The sequence below is a fragment of the Agrilactobacillus composti DSM 18527 = JCM 14202 genome (assembly GCF_001436375.1).
In the GTDB taxonomy this organism is placed as follows: Bacteria; Bacillota; Bacilli; order Lactobacillales; family Lactobacillaceae; genus Agrilactobacillus; species Agrilactobacillus composti.
On the sequence record NZ_AZGA01000005.1, the window covers coordinates 88,743 to 110,133 of the forward strand.

Consider the following 21,391-nt stretch of genomic DNA (forward strand, 5'->3'; position numbering starts at 1 on the left):
TCTAAATTAGTAAAATATGGCCAAACAAAAAATTATAACTTCAAGACTTGATAATGCCGGCAATATGGTTTGGGTGCGTTTGTGTGCCCTGCTGCATCGGACCAGTCAAAACTATCAGGGGATATCTTGCCTGTGATAACTTTGATCTGGGCTTATACTAGAGGGTGAAGAGGTGGCGATTATATGGCTAAACAATTAATCAAAATCAGTAAACGACTATCCTTGGCGTTGCGACATCACCTCGAGCGCTTGGGTCTGCAGCTGGATGCTTATGGCCGGGTGGCCTTAGACCAACTGCTGGCCCATTACAACGCCCATTATCAACAACCTATTGATGAAGCTATTATTCGCCAAATCATGGCCCAAAGTGATAAGCAACGTTTTGCCATTGAGCATGGTCAGATTCGGGCCCTTTATGGCCATAGTGTGCCCGTCCAGTTACTGCAAGCCCCGGCCGTCCCACCGGCTGTGCTTTATCATGGGACATCCCACGCGGCAGCCATTATGATTGCCAGTGAAGGCCTGCGGAAAATGGATCGGGATTTCGTCCATCTTTCTGCCACCGTCCCCATGGCCATCAGTGTGGGCCAGCGTCGGGAAGCCCATCCGGTTATTTACCAGGTGGCGGCTAAACAAGCAGCCGCTGCCGGATTATTGTTTTATCCCACTGAAAGTCATATTTGGCTGGTGGATCACGTCCCCGCTCAATATTTGACGGTTTGGTCCAAAAACACGCAAACGGGCCACTAATGGCAGTGTCCATAAAAAAATAAGCTAAGCTTGGATTTGCTTAAGTAGTCAATCGACTGCCTAGCCAGATCCAGCTTAGCTTATTTTTATGGTGGTACTTGGTTAATACTGATTATTCAAACTGAGCATTATACAACTTCTCGTAAGGCCCATGGGCTTTTAGCAATTCCTCGTGTTTGCCGATTTCCACGACTTTACCGGCATCTAAGACCACGATTTGATCGGCATTATGAATAGTGGACAACCGGTGGGCAATGACTAACGAGGTCCGTTCTTTGAGCAGGTTATTCAGTGCTTTTTGAATCGTTTTTTCCGATTCATTATCTAAACTTGCCGTGGCTTCATCTAAAATCACCACTTGGGCATCTTTTAACAAAGCCCGGGCGATGGCCAAGCGTTGGCGCTGGCCCCCAGATAACTTCAGTCCCCGTTCCCCCACTTGGGTAGCTAAGCCTTCGGGTAAGCTTTGGATGAAATCTTTGATATCCGCTAACTCCGCCATGGCCATGATGGCATCATCATTGGCCTCAGGGGAGCCATATTGGATATTATCCCGGATAGTGCCGTCAATAATAGCGATATCCTGGGAGACAATGGCGATATTTTGCCGCAATTGTTTCAAGTCGATCTCTTTAATAGGAATGCCATCAAAGGTGATATCGCCGGCGTCCACATCGTAAAAACGATCGATTAAGCGGGTCAAGGTGGACTTCCCAGCCCCGGAGTGGCCCACTAAAGCGGTCTGCTGGCCAAAAGGAATATTGAAACTCACGTGGCTGATGGCGGCATGGTCGCTTTTAGCCCGTTTAGGATCACCTTTAAAGGCAAAGCTCACATCTTTTAAGGCGATACCAACCTGTAATTCAGGCATGGGCAAAGGATTGGCACTGTTGACGATAGTGGGGTGTACGTTGGTGACTTCTTTGATACGACCGTAAGAAACTAGGGCTTGTTGAATCTGATTCAACAGCCGGGTGAAGGAGCTAATGGGGCTTTGTAACATCCCCACATAACTCAAGTAAGCCACCAAGCCCCCAACGGTCAAGGACCCCTTCATGACAAACATGGCCCCCAGCAATAAGACGATGGCCACGCCCAAGAAATTCACGCCATCTACCAAAGGGGAGAAAATAGCTTGGTTTTTCGTAGCATCAATCATATTGTCCCGATTTTTCAGAGCATAGTGGTCAAAACGCTGACTTTCATAACCCTCACTGGTATAACTCTTGATCAGGTCAACTTCCGTTAAGGTGTTTTGCATTTGGTTAGACATTTGCGATTGGGATTGGCGCACCCGTTTAAAAGCGTTATGAATGCGATCCCTGAAAACCCGGTAAATCAAAAAGGTCAAGGGGAAGGTCAAACTGACGGCCACGGCCATTTGCCAATTTTTATAAAGAATGAATCCTAAGACCCCCACGAAGGTGAAAATATTGCCAATCATGGACAACATGTTGGCGGAGATTAGACTTTGCATGTTGTTCACGTCGCTGGTGAGGCGCACCATCAAATCCCCGGTCTTGCTGGATTCGAAGAAATGGGTGTCCTGGTCTAAGATGTCATCGTAAAGTTGGGTCCGCAGGTCGGTGATGGCATTTTGGCTCATCACCCCCATGAGATAGGTGGCCAGAAAGTTGAACAGACCCAGGACCACGGCGGCCAATAACAATAGCCCGACGCTGATAAATAACAGCTGGACATGTTTTTGGGGGATCACTTTATCAATGATGAATTGCTCGATTTGGGGTAGGACAAATTGTAAGAGGGTAATCACAGTTAGGGCTAAAATGTTCACCACTAAAATCCAGCGTTTCTTCAACACCCGCTGGAAAACGAAGCGTAACATATCTAAGGTCGAATCTTGTTTGGTATCAGTTGTCAAATCGGTCAACCTCCTTTAGGTTGCGTTGGAAGTCTTGGGCCCACTTTTTAGCCACTTGGGCCTGTTTTAGGCGTAGTCGTTGTTTTTGCAGGACATACCAGTGATCCGTAGACGGACTTTGTTGCAAGCGGTCCATGAATTGTTGGGTATGCAAAATAGTGGTGTCTTGTTCAGTAATGTAGGCTTTTAATAACGCCTGTTGTTGGGTGACGGGCAAATACTGCATGGCAATCAATTTAATTTGATAGAGATCCGCCGTATGGGCGCAATCGGGAATTGGTTCAGCCATCAAGGCTTTAAAACGGGCCACACCGGCGGGGGTAATGGCGGCTAATTTAGTTTTTTTATCATCATCCACCTGGACTAAGGTGATAAAGCCCCCTTGGGCCAAGCGTTCAAACAAGGGATAAATCACCCCGAAACTGATTTTACGGTGATGCCCCAGGGCGGCGGTCATGGACTGGCGCAATTGATAACCGCTTTGGGGTTGGGCCATTAGGGCACTAAGAATAAATAATTCGTTCATCATACCAAAAACTCCCATCTCAGTTACTATATCTTTTAGATACGTAAATTATATATCTAAAAGATATATAAGGCTAGTAAACTGCTCACAGGGAAAACACCGGCAAGACGAACTCAATAAAAATAACCGCTAAGTCGAAGTTAGCGGTCATTCATAGTAGCAATGTGCGGATTGTTGAAGGCTAGGCTGGGGCTAATAGCCCTTGTCCAGGTCCACTTGGTTCATGATCAGTTGTCCATCGGCCAGATAGGCTTGGAGATTCTTGAACAAAATGGCAAAGGCAGCGGCCCCATAATCCTCGAAGCCGCCGGAGATATGGGGGCTTAGCCACAAATTGGGTTGGTCCCACAAGGTTGCGTCAGGGGCTAGGGGTTCGTCTGGCAATACGTCCAGCACCGCCCCGGCTAGTTTATGCTGGTCTAAAGCACCCCGCAACGCCGCCGTGTCCACACTGGGACCCCGGCCCACATTGATAAACAGGGGTTGGCCGGTTAATTGCTCAAAGAATGATTGCTCAAAGAAGCCTGTGGTTTTGGCCGTGAGGGGCAGGGCGTTGACGATGAACTTGGCACTTTGCAAAGCCGAAGGATTTGCCCCGGCAGCAAAAGTGGCATCGAATTCAGGGGCCGAGTGGCCAGCAGTGTTGAAGCCAATGGTGGTCATGGCAAATGAATGACAATAATGGGCGATCCTAGTACCAATGTGGCCGGTGCCAAAAATGGCAATGGTGCTATGAGACAAGTTGAAAACTTGGTCCCGTAACGCATCACTGACCCAGCGGTGTTGTTGCTGGGCTTGGGTACTGGCCAAAATACCCCGGGAAAAGGCCAGCAGATAGCCCAGGACGAATTCGGCAATGGGCTCGGCATGAATGCCACTGGTATTGGTCAACAGGATGCCTTGTTGTTTGATGGCCGCCAGAGGCATATAATCAATGCCCGCAGAAATAGATTGGATCCATTTGAGGTGATTGTGGGGCAGTTGCAGCAGCTGATCCCCAAAGGTGTTCCAACCATAAATGATATCCACATCTAGCCAACTTTTAGGGTCGGTATTAGCAGTCGGCAGGTCGACAATTTCTAAGTCCGGCAAAGCCGCTAATTGTTGATGTTCAGCGGCAGTGATATTGAACAATAGGCCTAATTTCATCTGATTTAGCTTCCTTATCATATCGTTTTTAAAACATCTTTATTTTAACGATTGTAGCTGATAACAGCAATGCCTTGAGGGTTGTCTCTTAACGAGACCAAAAAAATAACCTATCCATTGAAGGATAGGCTACTTTCGGGTGTGTTTATAAGGTATAGATCGTGGCACACAAAGTTAAAATACGTCAACTAGGCGAAGAGGTCCCGCAATTCGGCAATCAGTTCCAAAGGATGTCTAGTTGCCCGGGAGATACTCTTGATGTTTAAGAGGTCCATATCCGTCAAGTTATGGGAAATGGAGTTCTTACCATATGAACCAGTGCCCAAAGTCAAAGATGGGGTCAACTTGTTGAACAAGCCGCCGATACCACCCAGAGAACCTGGGGTATTGATCAAGATCCGGCAAGCAGGCATTTGTTCCCCAAAGGCTTCAATGCAATCATTGTCTTTAGAATGCAAGACAGCGGTATGGCCTAAGCCCCCGTAGTTCAATAGGGCTAAGCACAAGTTGAAGGCATCACGGCGGTCGTTAGCTTCATACATGGTCAAAACTGGGGATAATTTTTCCCCGGATAATGGGAAGTTGGTGCCAATGCCGTTGATTTCAGCAATCAATAACTTGGTATCAGCGGGTACTTTGATCCCGGCCAATTCAGCGATTTTAGTGGCAGCTTGGCCAGCAATAGGGCCCCGAACGGTATGGCGTTTAGGATCAATGACGGCTTCGCTGAGTTTTTCGACGTCTTTTTCAGGGACGAAGTAAGCGCCTTGTTTCTTAAACTCTTTTTTAACAGCGTCATAGTTAGCCCGTTCAACCACTACACTATTTTCAGAGGCACAGATCATGCCGTTGTCAAAGGTCTTAGAAGTCATGATATCGGTCACAGCAGCTTTAGTATCGGCTGATTTTTCGATATAAACAGGGGCATTACCAGGACCAACGCCCAAGGCAGGTTTGCCGGTGGAGTAGGCAGCTGCGACCATGGCTGGGCCACCAGTAGCTAAGACAATGGCGACACCGGGATGATTCATTAATTTATCGGTGGCTTCAATGCTAGGTTGAGGAATCCATTGAATGGCGTTCTTTGGGGCCCCAGCTTGTTCAGCAGCCGTTTGCAACAAGCGACAAGTGGCGGAACCACAAGTTTGGGCTTGAGGATGCAAGCCAAAGATGATGGTGTTCCGGGTCTTTAAGGCCAATAAGATTTTGAAAATCACGGTTGAAGTGGGGTTGGTAACGGGAATAACCCCAGCAACGACACCTAAAGGTTCAGCGACTTTTTGAATACCGTTGGCTTTGTCGTCTTCAATGATGCCAACTGTTTTATCATCTTTGATTTGGTTCCAGATGTATTGGCTGGCGTATAAGTTTTTAATGGCTTTATCATTGGCATTGCCCCGGCCGGTTTCTTTGTAGGCTAAGGTTGCCAGAGATTTAGCGTGCCGACGAGCTGTATCAGCAACAGCGGCACAGATTTTATCTATTTTAGCTTGATCGAATGTTTTTAAAGTTCTAAAGGCTTCTTGTGAACGATCCACCATGATATTAATCATATTTTCAACGGGCAAATTTACGAGTGTTTCTTTTTCTTTAATATTTTGCATATATATTCCAACCCTTTTCAGAAATTTTAATATCTATTTCACAATCTAAAATAGACCTTTTTTGCTCACTTGTAAACTATGGAATCCCGGAGATAAGGCCTTTAATACAGGACATTCACCCCTATATTAATCATAAACACGAACAATTAGTGATTAAATGGCAATCATTATATGTAAAAAGCTACGATGTTGTAAAAATATTTCAAAAACATGCTCAAAACAGACCATTAAAAATTAATACGTTTACATGAAACTTTTTTAATAAAACAAGAAATTAAAACTGTACTAGTTTTTGTATAACAGGCAGGGATAGATGCAAGCCCGGTACGTGTTCTGGTAGGGAATATGCCAAATATATGGTACTATAGTAGCAGTTTGAACCATTGAATTATGAAAAAATCATGTCAAAGCAGAGGTGGCCGACTTGCTCAAAGTTTTATTGAATAATTTACGTTTTCACAGCCATATTGGGGTTTATCCTGAGGAAAAAAAGATTGGGCAGGATTTGGGGATCGATATCAGCATTGAAACCAACATTGACTACCAAACCATTCATGAAGATTTGACCAAGACACTGAGTTACGGGGATGTCTATCGGGCCACTGCCGCGGTGGTGACCAAAAGCCGGGTCGATTTATTAGAAACGCTGGCTTATGATATCATCACCACGCTTAAAACAAAATTTGGTGCTAAAATTGACCACATCCAAGTGACCATTCGCAAATTTAATACACCTATTGATGGGGTGTTGGATAATGTGGCAATCGAGGTGAGGGACTAATGCATACCGCCTATTTGAGCATCGGTGCCAATATGGGCAATAAATTGGCTAATTTACAACAGGCCATTGCAGAATTACAACAAAATGACCAGATCAATATTTTAAAAGTCTCTAAGTATTATCAAACTGCGCCGGTGGGGGGCGTGGTACAGGATGATTTCTTAAATGGGGCCCTAAAGTTAGAGACCAGTTTAACCCCGCAAGCCTTGTTGGCGGTGATTCACAGCATTGAAAAAGCCGGCCACCGGGTGCGCAAAGTGCACTGGGGACCCCGAACGATTGATTTAGATATTATTTTTTTCGATCAACAAACTATTGCTACCCAGTCTTTAACAATCCCGCACCCCGAGGCCTTCAACCGCCGTTTTGTGCTGGTACCATTGCTAGATGTATTGGCTGAAGATGAGCCTTATTATGATCAAGTGACCCAAGCGCTAGCAGCCTTGGGCGAGTCTCAAAGATTAGAAGAATTTAATGGAGTGTGACTGAATTTTGGAGCAAAACAATAAAGATATGATTACCCAGGCGGTTCGCCAAATTTTGACGGCTGTGGGGGAGGATCCAGACCGTCCTGGTTTGGTGGAAACACCAGATCGGGTGGCCCGGATGTATGCGGAAGTCTTCAGTTCCTTAGAAGACCGCGAATTTAAAGATTACAAAATATTTGATTCCGATCATGACCAAGATGAAATCGTCTTGGTCAAAGACATCCCCTTCTATAGTATGTGTGAACATCATTTATTACCGTTTTTCGGCACGGTCAGCGTAGCCTATATTCCCAAGGATGGTAAAATTATCGGTTTGAGTAAGATTCCCCGACTGGTGGATTTCGTCAGCCATAAACCTACCTTACAAGAAAACATCACCGCCGAAATCGCCCAGACACTGGATCATATTTTAAAACCAGCGGGCGTAGCGGTCATTGTTAAGGCGCGGCATATGTGTATGGAAATGCGGGGCGTCAAAAAAACCAATAGCCAAACTAGAACCACTTATTATTCCGGGGCCTTTAAAACACCCCAAACTAGACAGGATTTAATGTTACAACTACAGGCGGTGTAAGCTTATGACGACGGAATTTGACCAGTACCAAGCTAATTTGCAACAAATTCAAACGACGATGCTTTATGGCCAGGCTAATCGTATCCCTTTGTTAAAACGCATTTTGTTGGCCTTAGACCAGCCAGACTTGAAGTATCCCATTATCCATGTGTGCGGCACCAATGGCAAAGGCTCCACCAGTTTAATGATGAGCCAATTGCTCCAGGCCACTGGCTTGAAGGTCGGGGTGTTTGCTAGCCCTGCTTTAAATGACCCTCGGGAAATGATTCAAGTTAATCGTCAATTTATTGATTATCGCTTTTTTAACCAAGCCTTTGATCAGCTAGCTGCTGGCATGGGGCGCCTGGGGATGAATTGGGCGGAAATTTCGGAATTTGAAGCCTGGTTTTTGATTGCGGTGCTGTACTTTGCCCAGGCTAAGGTGGATATGGCCATTTTAGAATGTGGTCTAGGGGGCGAATTAGACGCCACCAATGCCATTGCCACGGCAGCCTATGATGTTTTCGTGCACATTGACTACGACCATATGGCCTTATTGGGAGACAGCATTGAAGCGATTGCCACCACGAAGGCTAAAATCATTCGGGCCCATGCCCAAGTGATCAATTACCCGGATCAATTTCCCGTCGTTAACGCCATTATTGAAACTATTGCCCGGGAACGGGCGGCGCATTACCATAGCGCCAAACTGCAAAATGTGTTATTGACCAAGGGAAATTTGGATGGCAGTGATGTCTTAGCCAAGTTTAACGGCGCCGACTTAAAGTTACATTTGAGTTTGGCCGGGGCCTTTCAGGTGGCCAACTTGCGCACCGTTTTGACCTTTGTGGCAAGCTACAACCGCCAACCCATTCAAGGCCCCATCACGGCTGAAATCTTGCAAAACACGTTAAAAGACCTGCGCTTTGCCGGACGGATGCAGTTGATCAGCCAAGATCCGTTGTTGTATGGCGACGGGGGCCATAATCCTGATGCCTTTGCCAGCATTGTTAAGGCCTTAAAGCCTTACGAAAAAGATTATCAAATAATCATGGTCTTGGGTTTCTTAAAGGACAAAGATGTCCTGGATAATTTAGATTTACTCCAGGATTTAAAGGCCGACTACATCGCCACCACCCCGGACAATCCGCAGCGGGCCCTGGACGCAGATACTCTGCGGGAGTTGATGCAAAAGACCCTACCTGCGGCCAACACTATCACGGCGGTGGCCGACCCCGCCAATGCCTTGGTGTACGCCAAGGTCTTAGCCCAGCATCTGGTGAAACCGTTGATTTTTGTGGCCGGCTCTTTTTATCTGGTGAAAACTGTGGTAAATCCCGGTGAATAAGCTGATCATTGCCTCAAACAACCTGGACAAGAGCCAGGAGTTGACAGCTTATTTTAAAACATTTGCAGTAGCAGCAGTGAACTATCAAGACTTTCATGAAAAAGTCCAATTTCCAGCAGAATTGGCGGACTATCGGGCCAATGCCTTGCAGAAAGCCCGTTTTATCCAAAAGGTTCTAAAAACCAATTTACCGGTTTTAGGGGATGATTCCGGCATTGAACTATTAGCTTTGCCGGGGCATTTTCAAACCAAGACCCACCGGGAGTTCGACCAACATGGGTCTTTGAGTCACAGTGCTTATATTTTGCAACTGTTAAAAGACCACTCCCAAGCTCGGGATATTATTTTGACATCTTATTTAGCCCTGTGCCAAGGGTCGCGCTATATTGTGGGCCAAGGGCAATTACGGGGCCTGGTGGCCTGGCGTGCTAAAGGGACCAATGGGTTTGACTTAGACCAAATTGTGATCCCAAAAGGGGCCAGCCAAACCCTGGCAGAAATGTCCACAGTCCAGCGACAACGCTATGCCCAACGGGAAAAAGCAATTGAAAATCTCATGACGAATTGGAGTGACCAGCAATGGAATTAACTGAGGTATTAATTAGCGACACGCTAGCGGGGCAAACAATTTTTGACCCTTTTAATGTGGATTTAAAATTTACGGAAACTGACAGCGATGAGCTGGCCTGGCTCATACCGCTATGGGCGGATTTGGATGTAACTTTGACCCAGGTGCGAGCTGACTTTAAGGTTCATTTCAATATTTATCAGTTTAAAGCCTTTGTTGCAGAAATTAACCGTCGCCTGCCCAATAGTACCTGCGCTGCCCAATTGGCTCAGATCTGGGCGGCTCACCAACTCTGGTGGCGGGGCCGAGATTTTGAGTTGGATTTAACCACCACACCTATCGTTTATTCGATTCTCAATACCTCACCAGATTCTTTTTATGATGGCGGTGTGTTGCAAAATGTCGACGATGTCATTCGCCGGGCAGAAGTTGACGTGGCCAATGGGGCCAAAGTGTTAGAAGTTGGTGGCCAGACCACCCGTCCTGGCTTCACGGAAGTTACCCCGGAAGTGGAATTACAACGGGTACTACCAGAAATCAAGGCCATTCAAAGCCATTTTCCCGATGTCTTGATCGCCGTAGACACCTATAAAACCCCGGTGATGCAGGCCGTGTTAGACGCTGGTGTGCATATCATTAATGACGTGAATGGTTTTCGGGATGACCCGGCAAAATTAGCGCTGTTAAAGACGTATCAACCTGCTGTATTGACCATGCATGAAAATCGGGGCAAACCTTATAAGGACGATTTAACTTCCAATGTCCAAGGCTTCTTTGAGGAGAATTTGGCTTTATTGGCCAAGGCTGTACCTTATGATCATATTGCCTTAGACCAAGGAATTGGGTATTCTGCCAAGGCGGATAATATTCAAGACTTCGCCTTTATGCGCACCTTAGATAAACTGAATCTCTACAAACGGCCAACTATGGTGGCCGTGTCCAATAAGGGCTTTTATGGCAAGTTATTGGGCTTAGCCAAGGATGACCGCTTATTGCCAACCATCATCAGTGAGACCTTGATGATCCAACAAGGCGGCCGCTTAATTCGGGTCCACGACAGTAAAGCCACCGCCGATATGATCAAATTATTAGACGCGATTAATAATTCGTTTTTAATTGATAAAAGCGACGATGAAATTAAATAATAAGTAATATTTTTAGATGAGAAGTTTCAAGCTTTGACTATTTTGGTCGAAATTTGGGACTTTTTTTAGTGCTTTTAAAGGCGAGTGAGAAGAATCAAATAAGTTTTAGAACACTAGTTATCGGTATTATACATATCACAATTTCGGAAAGTAAGCGTTTTAAAAATAGGATATATTTTATTCAATAGCTATTAAAAAGCTAATGGAAACGCTTTATAAATAATCCGAAATATTGTTGACACGTGAGCAATCAGATGATATATTCATCTTGTTCGTAAATACATTTACTATTCGTATTTACGAACAACACAAATAAAATATAAAGGGGATTGAGATTCATGAAAGAACGTAGCGATAAGATTCTTAAAGGTTTAGAAAATCAGTACTACCGTGCAACATATAAAGCTATGGGGTACACCACTGATGATTTAAAACGCCCTATTATTGGTATCGCTAACTCTTGGAGTGAAGTTGTGCCTGGATCTTTCAATTTACGCTCTGTGGCACAAAGAGTTAGAGACGGTATTTATCGCGCAGGTGGTACCCCGGTAGAATTTGGGGTTATTGGTGCCTGTGATGGTATGGGTCAAGGCCATGATGGCATGCATTATATTTTACCTTCGCGAGAACTTATTGCTAGTTCCATTGAATCCATGGCCCAAATCAACCTATTTGATGGCCTAGTTCTATTGGGCTCTTGTGATAAAATCGTGCCTGGTATGTTAATGGCAGCCGCACGGTTAGATATTCCATGTATTATGCTTCCCGGAGGACCTATGGATGGCGGCGTTTGTTTTGATGGTCGGCAATCTGATCAAACATCAAGTGCTGAAGCATATGGCATGTATACGGCAGGCAAAATTACTAAAGATACATATACGTCATTGGAAAATCTTTCATGTCCGGCTTGTGGGTCATGTTCTTATCTAGGAACTGCTAATACAATGTGTGCACTTTCAGAATCTCTGGGGATGATTTTACCAGATGGTGGGATTATTCCAGCAACTTCTGCAGCTCGGTTAGCCATTGGTGAACACACTGGTATGCAAATTATGGATTTAGTCGAAAAAGATATTACAGCACGACAGGTTCTTACGGCAGGCAGTATTCGCAATGCTATTAAAGTCTGCCTAGCTATTAGTGGTTCGACCAATGCTGTGCTTCATCTAACTGCACTTGCTAAGGAATTGCAATTAGATATGGATGTTCTCAAAGAATTTGATACACTGTCTGATACAACGCCATTATTAGCAAAAATAAATCCTTCTTCGAAATATAATGTAATCGATTTCTATCACGATGGCGGTGTTTATCGTGTCATGAAGGAATTGGGAGATAAAATTGAAAATGAAATGACAGTTACCGGACAAACAATGAATGACAATCTCAAGACACATCGCTATCCTTATCCGATTACAAATCGAGTTATTCACCCTATCGATGATCCATTTGGCGAAACTGGTGGTGTAGCAGTTTTGAAGGGGAATCTTGCGCCGGATACAGGTGTTACAAAACCGGGCGCATATGACAAGAGTCTACGCCACTTTACAGGGACAGCAATTTGCTTTGATCGTGAAGAAGATGCCGAAAAGGCCATCCTTGATGGTAAAATCCATGACGGTCATGTGGTTGTTATTCGCTATGAAGGACCTAAAGGTGGACCGGGAATGCGCGAAATGTTTAAGGCGATGAAATTTATGTATGGCAGAGGTCTCGCAAAAACAACGGCGCTAATTACAGATGGCAGATTTTCTGGTACGAATAATGGCTTGTTTGTTGGCCATATTTCTCCTGAGGCCGCTGAGGGGGGGCCTATTGCTATCATTGAAGATGGGGACAAAATCGAAATTAATGTAGATAAAAAAGAGATTAACTTATTAGTTAGTGATGAAGAGATCGCTAAACGATTAAAAGCTTGGCAACGACCCGAACGTAAATTTACCCGTGGCTGGTTGGGACTTTATTCTAAAATTGCAGCATCTGGTTCTGAAGGTGGCGTTATTGACTACAGCAAATTAGATAAGTTGTAAGAAGGGAACGGTGCATTATGGGAAATACTGTTTCCGCGTATGGCGCGCTGTTAGGCCTACTTTTAACGATTGGATTAATTTTAAAAAAAGTGCAACCAACTTATGCCATGATCATTGGTGCCATTGTCGGTGGTCTAATTGGTGGCGTTAGCTTAGAGCGTTCTATTGGTTTCATGATTACAGGTATTCCAAGTATTGTCCCTGCAGTTATTCGGGTCATCACTGCTGGTGTTTTGGTAGGGACATTGATTGAAAGTGGGGCGGCCGAACGAATAGCACTAACTATTATTGACAAGCTCGGGCATGAACGTTGTTTGGTGGCGCTAATGCTGTCCACATGGGCGTTAACAGCTATTGGTGTTTTCGGAGATGTTGCTTGTTTAGCCGTAGCACCAATTGCGATTCAAGTATCTGAAAGAACTGGATTTAAAAAAATGGGTGTTTTGATGGCTATGATCGGTGGTGTTAAGGCAGGTGGGGCAATTAGTCCTAATCCTAATACGATTGCTGCTGCTGAGACATTTAAAATACCACTGACATCACTCATGTTAACTGGGTTTGCTGCCTCACTAACAGCTTTAGTTGCAACCACTTTTCTTTCAAAATATTTAGCTCATAAAGGCAGCTCTTTTCCGCATATAGATCCTTTAGAAACAAGTAAAGTTTTGCCATCACTTTGGTCTTCTTTATTCGGACCTGGTGTTGCTATTTTACTGTTACTGTTGCGACCAATTGTTGGAATTAACGTTGATCCCTTAGTGGCACTCCCACTGGGTGGCTTTACCGGCATGATTGCCATGGGTAAATTTAAACATGCAACAACGTTTCTTAGTGTTGGCATGCAGAAGATGAGTGGTGTGGCAATGTTGATTTTAGGCACAGGGACATTGGCCGGGATTATCTCGAATTCCAATTTAAAAGATGTAGTTATTTCTGGGATTGAAACCGCCGGATTACCTGCCTTTATGCTGGCACCTATTGCTGGTATGTTCATGGGGGCCGCGACAGCATCAGCAACTGCTGGGGCAACTTTGGGCTCACAGATTTTTGGACATACAATTATCGCAGGCGGCGTATCAAGCTTAGCAGGTGCAACCATGGTCAATGCTGGGTCTCTAGTATTTGATGGTTTACCTCAAGGACCATTCTTCCACGTTAGTGCCAAATCTGTTGATATGGACATTAAAGAACGGTTAAAGGTACTAGGTTTTGAAATCTTGAATGGGTTGGCAATGGTTACCGTAAGTACTTTATTATTTGGTGCGTTGCACTTAGCTGGATAAATTTTTTGAGAGGTGATGAATGAGTTATGGCTAAAATTATTACGGCTGTTATAACTGTTTTTGATAAAAATGAGCAGCCTGATTTAGCAGGCAATAAAGCTGTGATAGATTTTCTGATTGATCATGGTGTAGATGGGATTCTAATTCTAGGCTCTACGGGTGAATTCCCAAATTTTACCCTCAAAGAACGCCTGGAATATATGCAATTCTACGCTGACTATGTGGCAGGTAGAGTTGAATTATACTGTGGTACTGGTTGTATCAGTTATCAAGATACATTGTTATTGACCAAGAAAAGTCACGAATTTGGCTTTACATCATCAATGATTATCGGACCATATTATTTTGCACTGGACCAAGCTCATATTTTTCGATTTTACGATCGATTAGCTAATGATGTTATCAGCGACTTCTATCTCTATAATTTTCCTGCGCGGACAGGTCATTCAATTGCGCCAGAAACAATTGGTAGGTTGGTTCACGATCATTCAAATATTATTGGATTGAAAGATTCCGTTTCAGAAGCAGGACACACAAATATGGTTTTTCGGATGACTGAAACAGAGCCATTTAATATCTTCTCTGGATTCGATGATCAATTCTTACTAAATATTGCCAATCATGGTGCTGGCTGTATTGGAGGATTATCCAACATTGTGCCTGATATCTGGCATGATTTGGTATATGCCACAAATGAACGTAACTTTGACCAAGCTCTAAAGCTGACTAATCTTATTCAAAGATTAATGCCACTTTATGATATGGATGCAACTAGTTCCATATTATTTAAAAAATTAATGGTTCATCGAGGTCTATCGATTGCCGTTAACGACGTGATACCCTTTGATGAGATCGATTTGGATGACTATAAAAGGGCGGAAGCACTGCTAGATAAGGTACTTCAGACATATAATAAAATGTGATTGTGATATAATTTAAGCTATTAGATTAGCTGTCAAATTAACTTATTGTCCACTGACTCGTGATTTTTGGGTGCTGTGGATGAATATGTATAAATAATGAGGTGAATATCTTGGATTTTCATAAGCCCACGCTTCGAGTTCTCAAGATTTTAGAACTAATTGATGAAAATTCTACTGATGGCCTGAGTCTTTCGGAGATTTCTGAACAACTTAGCTTACCTAAAGGTACGATATCTCCAATTTTAAAAACATTAGTTGCAACTAAATATATTCAATTTAATCTAGAGACCAATCGTTACGCTATTAGCTATAAGTCGTTTGAACTGGGCTTGTCTTTTGGTGGTAATACCGATATTCTTTCGACTATTCAAGCCATGATGCGCGAGATCGTTGCGAGTGTTGGCGAAATCTGTCAAATGGGGACGCTTTCAAACTTAAATGTCCTGTATCTTTTAAAAGAAGATCCAGATAATGCCATCTCAATTGTGAGTAATGTCGGCGCAAGACTACCAGCGTACGCTACTGGATTAGGGAAAGCTTTGCTATCTGGTAAAACAGATGAGCAACTCAGGGAGCTCTACAAGGATTATTTTTTCAGGAAGTATGCTAAAAACACCATTACAGACTTGGATACTTTATTGGTACAACTGCGGCAGGTGCGTCAGGACAATTTAGCCTATGAAAATGAAGAATCAAAGGATGAAATTTGTTGTGTTGCTGTACCCTTAGTTATTGATGATGAGATCAAGGCCGCATTAAGCGTGACTGTTCCAAAATTCCGGTACTCTGATGAAAAGCGGCAACTAATTATCCAGGAATTGCAGCAAAAGAAGCAGCTAATTGAAGACACTTGTCGTGTGCAAAACTATCATTTTGACATTTAAAACTGATTTTTCCGAACATTTTTTAAACTATTGAACGAAGAAACCGTTAAACCATTGCTGAAGTTATACTTCACAGTGGCTTAACGGTTTTTACTTGATATAGCTACCAAATAATTCAGCGGTGTATATTAGGCAAAAAAACACTGAATCTTGAGATCGTCTCAGATTCAGTGTTCTATTATAGACATTCAGGTTTATTGAGCCACACGGAGCAAGGTATATTTTTTCTTACCTTTACGAATGATGACAAATTGACCATCAAAGCTGGCACTTGGGTCAACTTTGAAGTCTAAGTCCTGTTGGCGGGCGCCGTTGATGTAAATGGCGCCATTTTTGATGTCTTCTCGAGCTTGGCGGCGGGATGGTTCAATTTTAGTATCATCCACTAATAATTCCACCAATGGCCGGACTTCATTTTGAATGGTCACACTTGGCATATCTTTGAAGCCTTGTTCAATTTCTTCAGCGGTTAAGGTGGTTAATTCCCCGGAGAATAGGGCTTTAGAGATGTGTTCAGCTTGGTCAACGGCTTTTTGGCCATGGACAAAGCGGGTGACTTCTTCAGCTAAACGCCGTTGGGCTTGGCGTTTTTCAGGGGCTGTTTTCACGGCTTCGGCTAATTCGTCGATTTCTTCAGCACTCAAGAAAGTGAAGTACTTCAAGTATTTCACCACGTCCCGGTCATCTTGGTTTAACCAGAATTGGTAGAATTCATAAGGCGTTGTCTTTTCAGGATCCAACCAAACAGCGCCCCCAGCGGTCTTACCAAACTTGGTGCCATCAGCTTTTAACATCAATGGGATAGTTAAGCCGAAGACTTTGGCTTCTTGGCCTTCTTGCCGGTGAATTAAATCGATCCCAGCGGTGATATTGCCCCATTGATCGGCGCCACCAATTTGTAATTGCACATCATGTTCTTTATATAAAGTCAAAAAGTCGATGGATTGCAAAATTTGGTAAGTGAATTCCGTATAAGAAATCCCAACTTCCAAACGGCTGGCAACAATTTCTTTATTTAACATGGTGTTGACGTTGAATAATTTACCGTAATCTCTTAGGAAATCTAATAAACTTAATTTAGATAACCAATCATAGTTATTGACCAGTTTAAAATTGTCCGTGCCAAATAAATGTTTCATTTGTTTGGTGATGGCTACTTCATTATGTTTGACTTGATCCATGGTTTGTAAGACCCGTTCGCTCTTTTTACCAGAAGGATCGCCAATGGAACCGGTGCCACTACCAATCAAAATAACGGGATGATGGCCGGCTTCTTGGAACCGTTTGAGCATCATGAAAGGAATTAAATGGCCAATGTGCAAAGAATCCCCCGTGGGATCGACACCACAATATAAAGAAATGACCTTGTCTTTAACTAATTCTTTTAAGCCGGCTTCGTCGGTCATTTGGTTGACAGCGCCGCGCCATTCTAATTCATCTACGATTTGTCCTTGTTGTACTTTTTCCAAACTAATCCATCCTTTATCATTTTTTTGGTATAAAAAAAGTCCCAAATCTATTTAATAGACCTGGGACGAATCATCAATTTGATCCGCGGTACCACCCGCATTATGCACTGCATCGCTCGTTGTGTTGATTGAAAAAAGGCTTCAATCATAACACTGATTATTTTATTCACTTATGTTGACCCAATCTTAATGCATCACCTTGCGTACTTCAAACCCTAGGATTCATCGGCTTTCAGCGCCCGCCGACTTTCTGAAGAAGTGCCTCAAATTTTACTGCACAAGGAAAGACTGAATAAAACAAGGATAACTGATATAATTTTTAAAAGCAATAGGATTTATGCAAATTCACCCTATCCTTGGGAAAATATTATGGCTAAAATCCGAAATATAAATATAGTGAGGCCAGTTAGATGGATAACGTAACTTTTAGAACAGCACGTATTGAAGATTTGGCAGATATTGTGGCAATTTATAACGAAAGTATTCCCGGCCGCCTGGCCACGGCCGATACGACCCCAATTACGGTGGCGGAACGAGAACCTTGGTTTGCGGCCCATCAAACCCCGGGCAACGGTCTATGGGTGATGAGCCTGGCAGGGAAAACAGTGGGCTGGATCAGTTTATCGGACTTTTATGGGCGGCCGGCTTATGGTCATACCAAAGAAGTATCCATTTATCTCACCAATATGATTCAACACCACCATTTAGGGCAAACCGCGCTGGATTTCATGACCCAGCAAGCTAGGGAATTAGGGGTCACCACGGTCTTGGCCTTTGTTTTCAAACATAATACCCCCAGTGTGAAACTATTTAAACGCAATCATTATGCAACTTGGGGGGATTTGCCCGAAGTGGCCCAGATGGATGGCAAGTTGTACTCCCTACTGATTTTAGGCAAGCAATTGTAATTATACTTAGAAAGTTGGTGTGGCGATGGGTATCTGTAAGCATTGGCTGTGGGGGTTGTTGGTTCTGGGGCTGGTCTGCTTAAACCTGCCTGCAAAACCGGTTCAAGCCGCTGATTCACAAGTTACCACCGCGCAACAAGCCCTGGCCATCAATGCCCAGCAAGGGCAGGACTTGCAACACCAACTGCAGGACCAACAGGACAAGGTGACCCGATTAAATAATGCTGTGGCCAATAAAACACTGGATTTACAGCAGGCCCAAGGAAAGTTAACGGCTAATGAAGCCGAACTGCAGGCCCTGGGACAACGAATCAAGGCCACCAAGGTGGATATTGGGCAATTAAGAGCCGATCTGCGAGGGCAATTGGTACAATTACAGCAACGCAACCAAAAGAGCAGTTTAGGCAATGTTTATGCGGATTACGTCTTAGGGGGGCAGGATATTGCGGAAATAGTAACCCGGGCTTTAGCCGTGCGCAAAATTCAGCAGGTGACCCGATCTGCCTTACAGACATTGCAGCAAGCGCAAACGAAGTTGACGACTTTAAAGTCAACCCAACAAGACCAGCAGGCTGAATTAGTGGCCCAAAAAAGCAAGTTGCAGGCCGATAAAACCCAATTGGACCAGGCCCAAGCGGCTGCTTTAGCGCAGCAAACGCAATTACAGGTCCAATTAGCCGCTAATCAAAGCATGACCCAACCACTGCAAGATCAGTTGCAACAAGCCCAACAGCGGCAGGCAGCTATTGAAGCGGCTGCTATTGCCCAGCGCCAAGCTGAAGACGCAGCTGTTGCTGACGCTGGCAGCGAAGGAACAACTAGTGCGACCTATACGAAAGTTTTAGACGCCAATTTAACTCCCGCCGCGGCTAAAAACGAGATTATTCAAAATGCCCTGCAGTTTTTAGGGGTACCTTATGTTTGGGGCGGCACCACCCCCAGTGGCTTTGATTGCTCTGGCTTGGTGCAATATTGTTACCGCATGGCTGGGCGCAGTATTCCCCGGGTTTCTCAAGACCAAAGTGCCCAGGGGCACAATGTCAGCTTAGGCCAAGTTGAACCGGGGGATTTATTATTCTGGGGTGGGGTAGGTACGGCCCATCATGTGGCGATTTATCTAGGCAATGGGGAATATATTCATGCGCCCCAACCTGGGGAAAACGTGAAGATCGGCACCATGGCTTGGTTTCGCCCCGACTTTGCCCGCCGGATTTAAGGTGTGCTAACAACGACCATAGGTGCTGTTTTTCTGTTGTTTAATTGAAAACACTTACGGCTATCTCTCTTAAAATGCGTTATTATAGAGACAATCACTTTTTATTTTTACCAAGACCTGTTATTATTGGGGTTAAAATAAAATCTATAGGGGAGCTCAGCCATGGCGATCAATGACAAAAAGCTTATAATTATTACTGGCGCAGCAGGGACTGGTAAAACAACGGTTAGCCACTATTTGCATGATCAATATCACGCAACACGGGTGCTGACGCATACCACCCGGGCACCAAGACCAGGTGAAGTCGATGGACAGGATTACTATTTCGAGACACCGGAAAGCTTTTTTAATAATCACTTTGTGGAATACGTGAATTATGCGGGTAATTTATATGGATCTTCAGTTGAGGGGATGCAGCGGGCTTTAGCAAAAAATGATTTAGCCTGTATGGTCTTAGACACGAAGGGTGCCGAAACTTATTTACGCCGCTTCCCAGATTTAGTTTGTGTCATTTATCTGACAGTTAAAGATCCCAACCAATTGCGCGAACGCATGCGCCAGCGGGGCGATAGCCGGGTTGCTTTACAACAACGCTTAAACAGTGAAGAATACATGCGTGATTTACATTTACCTAAGAGTTTACAAAATCACGTCGCCATCATTATGAATGAAGACTGGAATGAAACCAAAGCTAAATTAGATCAAGTCATGGCCAATGCCACCGTGGAACAACAATAAACAAGTCATACCCAAATTCGAACCTGGAACTTGGGTATTTTTTTGGCTATTTTTCTAAGAAATGGCCATATTTTCTAGATATTTTGCGGTTTTTTTGGAAAAACAAGTGTTATAAGATTATTTATTTTTTCTAAAATGCGTTGAAATCTTAACGAAAATTTTACTTTTAAAGCTTGTTAGGCCGGGTTTTAAAGAAGTGAAAGCGCTTTTTAATATGCTCAATATTTCATTTTTGTCACATGGAAGTAAGTTAAGTGTAACCTTTCCTTTGTCTTCCTGTAACACTCCTGCAACATAAAGTGTGTATTATAAACATCGTTGGTTAAGAGAGATGAACCACATCAATACATGAAAAATAATTTTGAACTTAAAAAATAAACATTAAAACAAGAAGACATTTTGGAGGAATATATTTTGAATTTATTTAAGAAGGTTACTTTGTCAATCGCCGCAGCTGGTATGTTGGGCGTTTCAAGTTTAGCATTAAACAACAACACAAACACTGCCCAAGCTGCAACAACTGGTGACGTTGTGACAGTATCTTGGGATGGCGAAGCTGCTTCAGCTTATGCCAAACCAACTGAAGACTCTAACGTTACAAACTATTTAGGCAAAGCTACTTCTTGGAAAGTTGTTGCTGTTCAAAAAGATGGCAATGGCCAAACTTGGTATGAAGTTGGCGCTAACCAATGGTTACCAGCTTCTGTTGTCACTGATGGCTGGTCTGTATCCCAAGCCCCAGTTGCCACTAATGCCACAACTGATGCTCAAAAAGTTATCGATCTTGCTAAACAACAAATCGGCAAACCTTACGTATGGGGTGCCAAAGGTCCTAATTCATTTGATTGCTCTGGTTTGATGCACTATGTTTTCCAACAAGCTTTAGGTAAGGAAATTGGTGGCTGGACTGTCCCTCAAGAATCAGCTGGCACACAAGTATCTGTTGAAAATGCCCAAGCTGGGGACTTATTGTTCTGGGGCGGCCATGGTGCAACTTACCACGTGGCTTTAGCTTTAGGTAATGGCCAATATCTCCATGCACCACAACCTGGCCAAAACGTTACAATTGCTAACATCTCACCTTACTTCTGGCCTTCATTTGCCGTTCACGTTAACTAGTCAGTCAATTCATTTAAATTATGAGTG

At 43.8% G+C, this 21,391-nt stretch carries 20 protein-coding genes; 15 read left to right on the forward strand and 5 right to left on the reverse strand.

Annotated features, from left to right (window positions below):
• The first annotated feature begins 183 nt into the window (after positions 1-183).
• Positions 184-750 carry an RNA 2'-phosphotransferase gene (locus FC83_RS02360; RefSeq protein WP_035455309.1) on the forward strand — a complete coding sequence of 189 codons (567 nt, stop codon included), beginning with the start codon at positions 184-186 and terminating at the stop codon, positions 748-750.
• A 112-nt stretch (positions 751-862) separates the two neighbouring features.
• Here FC83_RS02360 and FC83_RS02365 read toward each other — a convergent pair whose 3' ends face one another.
• The 4 genes from FC83_RS02365 to FC83_RS02380 all read right to left on the reverse strand — a co-directional run bounded on the left by FC83_RS02365 (position 863) and on the right by FC83_RS02380 (position 5,911).
• A complete protein-coding gene (locus tag FC83_RS02365; RefSeq protein WP_052004968.1) occupies positions 863-2,596 on the reverse strand; it encodes an ABC transporter ATP-binding protein in 1,734 nt (577 codons plus the stop codon).
• 25 nt (positions 2,597-2,621) lie between these two features.
• Positions 2,622-3,161: a PadR family transcriptional regulator gene (locus FC83_RS02370; protein WP_035455311.1), complete on the reverse strand. Its 540-nt coding sequence runs from the start codon at positions 3,159-3,161 to the stop codon at positions 2,622-2,624.
• Between the two features lie 189 nt (positions 3,162-3,350).
• On the reverse strand, positions 3,351-4,307 hold the full coding sequence (locus FC83_RS02375) for an NAD(P)-dependent oxidoreductase (RefSeq protein WP_082622547.1): 957 nt from the start codon (positions 4,305-4,307) through the stop codon (positions 3,351-3,353).
• Positions 4,308-4,495: 188 nt separating this feature from the next.
• Entirely contained in the window at positions 4,496-5,911 is a 1,416-nt protein-coding gene (locus FC83_RS02380) for an aldehyde dehydrogenase family protein (protein ID WP_057002345.1), read from the reverse strand.
• A gap of 424 nt (positions 5,912-6,335) precedes the next feature.
• On the opposite strand from FC83_RS02380, the gene folB reads away from it, so the two are divergent.
• From folB to FC83_RS02430, 10 genes are all read left to right on the forward strand, one after another.
• Entirely contained in the window at positions 6,336-6,692 is a 357-nt protein-coding gene (gene folB / locus FC83_RS02385) for a dihydroneopterin aldolase (RefSeq protein ID WP_035455313.1), read from the forward strand.
• Complete coding sequence (gene folK / locus FC83_RS17155) at positions 6,692-7,177, forward strand: 2-amino-4-hydroxy-6-hydroxymethyldihydropteridine diphosphokinase (protein ID WP_035455315.1); 486 nt, start codon at positions 6,692-6,694, stop codon at positions 7,175-7,177. The genes folB and folK overlap by 1 nt, the downstream gene beginning before the upstream one ends.
• A gap of 4 nt (positions 7,178-7,181) precedes the next feature.
• The gene (gene folE, locus FC83_RS17160) at positions 7,182-7,754 is read left to right on the forward strand and encodes a GTP cyclohydrolase I FolE (RefSeq protein ID WP_200868873.1); all 573 of its coding nucleotides are present in this window, start codon (positions 7,182-7,184) and stop codon (positions 7,752-7,754) included.
• A 4-nt stretch (positions 7,755-7,758) separates the two neighbouring features.
• Positions 7,759-9,081: a bifunctional folylpolyglutamate synthase/dihydrofolate synthase gene (locus FC83_RS02400; protein WP_057002346.1), complete on the forward strand. Its 1,323-nt coding sequence runs from the start codon at positions 7,759-7,761 to the stop codon at positions 9,079-9,081.
• Positions 9,074-9,670 carry a non-canonical purine NTP pyrophosphatase gene (locus FC83_RS02405; RefSeq protein WP_035455320.1) on the forward strand — a complete coding sequence of 199 codons (597 nt, stop codon included), beginning with the start codon at positions 9,074-9,076 and terminating at the stop codon, positions 9,668-9,670. Before FC83_RS02400 ends, FC83_RS02405 begins: the two co-directional genes overlap by 8 nt.
• Positions 9,661-10,794, forward strand: coding sequence for a dihydropteroate synthase (folP, locus tag FC83_RS02410; RefSeq protein ID WP_052004965.1), 1,134 nt, complete (start codon positions 9,661-9,663; stop codon positions 10,792-10,794). The genes FC83_RS02405 and folP overlap by 10 nt, the downstream gene beginning before the upstream one ends.
• A gap of 338 nt (positions 10,795-11,132) precedes the next feature.
• On the forward strand, positions 11,133-12,824 hold the full coding sequence (gene ilvD, locus FC83_RS02415; protein WP_035455326.1) for a dihydroxy-acid dehydratase: 1,692 nt from the start codon (positions 11,133-11,135) through the stop codon (positions 12,822-12,824).
• A 17-nt stretch (positions 12,825-12,841) separates the two neighbouring features.
• Positions 12,842-14,107 carry a GntP family permease gene (locus FC83_RS02420; protein ID WP_057002347.1) on the forward strand — a complete coding sequence of 422 codons (1,266 nt, stop codon included), beginning with the start codon at positions 12,842-12,844 and terminating at the stop codon, positions 14,105-14,107.
• A 26-nt stretch (positions 14,108-14,133) separates the two neighbouring features.
• Positions 14,134-15,030, forward strand: a complete 897-nt coding sequence (locus tag FC83_RS02425; RefSeq protein WP_035455328.1) for a dihydrodipicolinate synthase family protein — start codon at positions 14,134-14,136, stop codon at positions 15,028-15,030.
• Between the two features lie 110 nt (positions 15,031-15,140).
• Entirely contained in the window at positions 15,141-15,914 is a 774-nt protein-coding gene (locus FC83_RS02430; RefSeq protein WP_035455330.1) for an IclR family transcriptional regulator, read from the forward strand.
• A gap of 194 nt (positions 15,915-16,108) precedes the next feature.
• On the opposite strand, the gene tyrS is transcribed toward FC83_RS02430, so the two are convergent.
• Positions 16,109-17,359, reverse strand: a complete 1,251-nt coding sequence (gene tyrS, locus FC83_RS02435) for a tyrosine--tRNA ligase (protein ID WP_035455359.1) — start codon at positions 17,357-17,359, stop codon at positions 16,109-16,111.
• 434 nt (positions 17,360-17,793) lie between these two features.
• On the opposite strand from tyrS, the gene FC83_RS02440 reads away from it, so the two are divergent.
• The 4 genes from FC83_RS02440 (at position 17,794) to FC83_RS17575 (ending at position 21,364) form a co-directional block, all read left to right on the forward strand.
• Positions 17,794-18,291 carry a GNAT family N-acetyltransferase gene (locus FC83_RS02440; protein ID WP_035455332.1) on the forward strand — a complete coding sequence of 166 codons (498 nt, stop codon included), beginning with the start codon at positions 17,794-17,796 and terminating at the stop codon, positions 18,289-18,291.
• 25 nt (positions 18,292-18,316) lie between these two features.
• Positions 18,317-19,507, forward strand: coding sequence for a C40 family peptidase (locus tag FC83_RS02445; RefSeq protein ID WP_035455334.1), 1,191 nt, complete (start codon positions 18,317-18,319; stop codon positions 19,505-19,507).
• Positions 19,508-19,669: 162 nt separating this feature from the next.
• The gene (locus tag FC83_RS02450) at positions 19,670-20,245 is read left to right on the forward strand and encodes a guanylate kinase (protein ID WP_035455336.1); all 576 of its coding nucleotides are present in this window, start codon (positions 19,670-19,672) and stop codon (positions 20,243-20,245) included.
• 414 nt (positions 20,246-20,659) lie between these two features.
• Positions 20,660-21,364, forward strand: a complete 705-nt coding sequence (locus tag FC83_RS17575; RefSeq protein ID WP_057002348.1) for a C40 family peptidase — start codon at positions 20,660-20,662, stop codon at positions 21,362-21,364.
• The last annotated feature ends 27 nt before the right edge of the window (positions 21,365-21,391 follow it).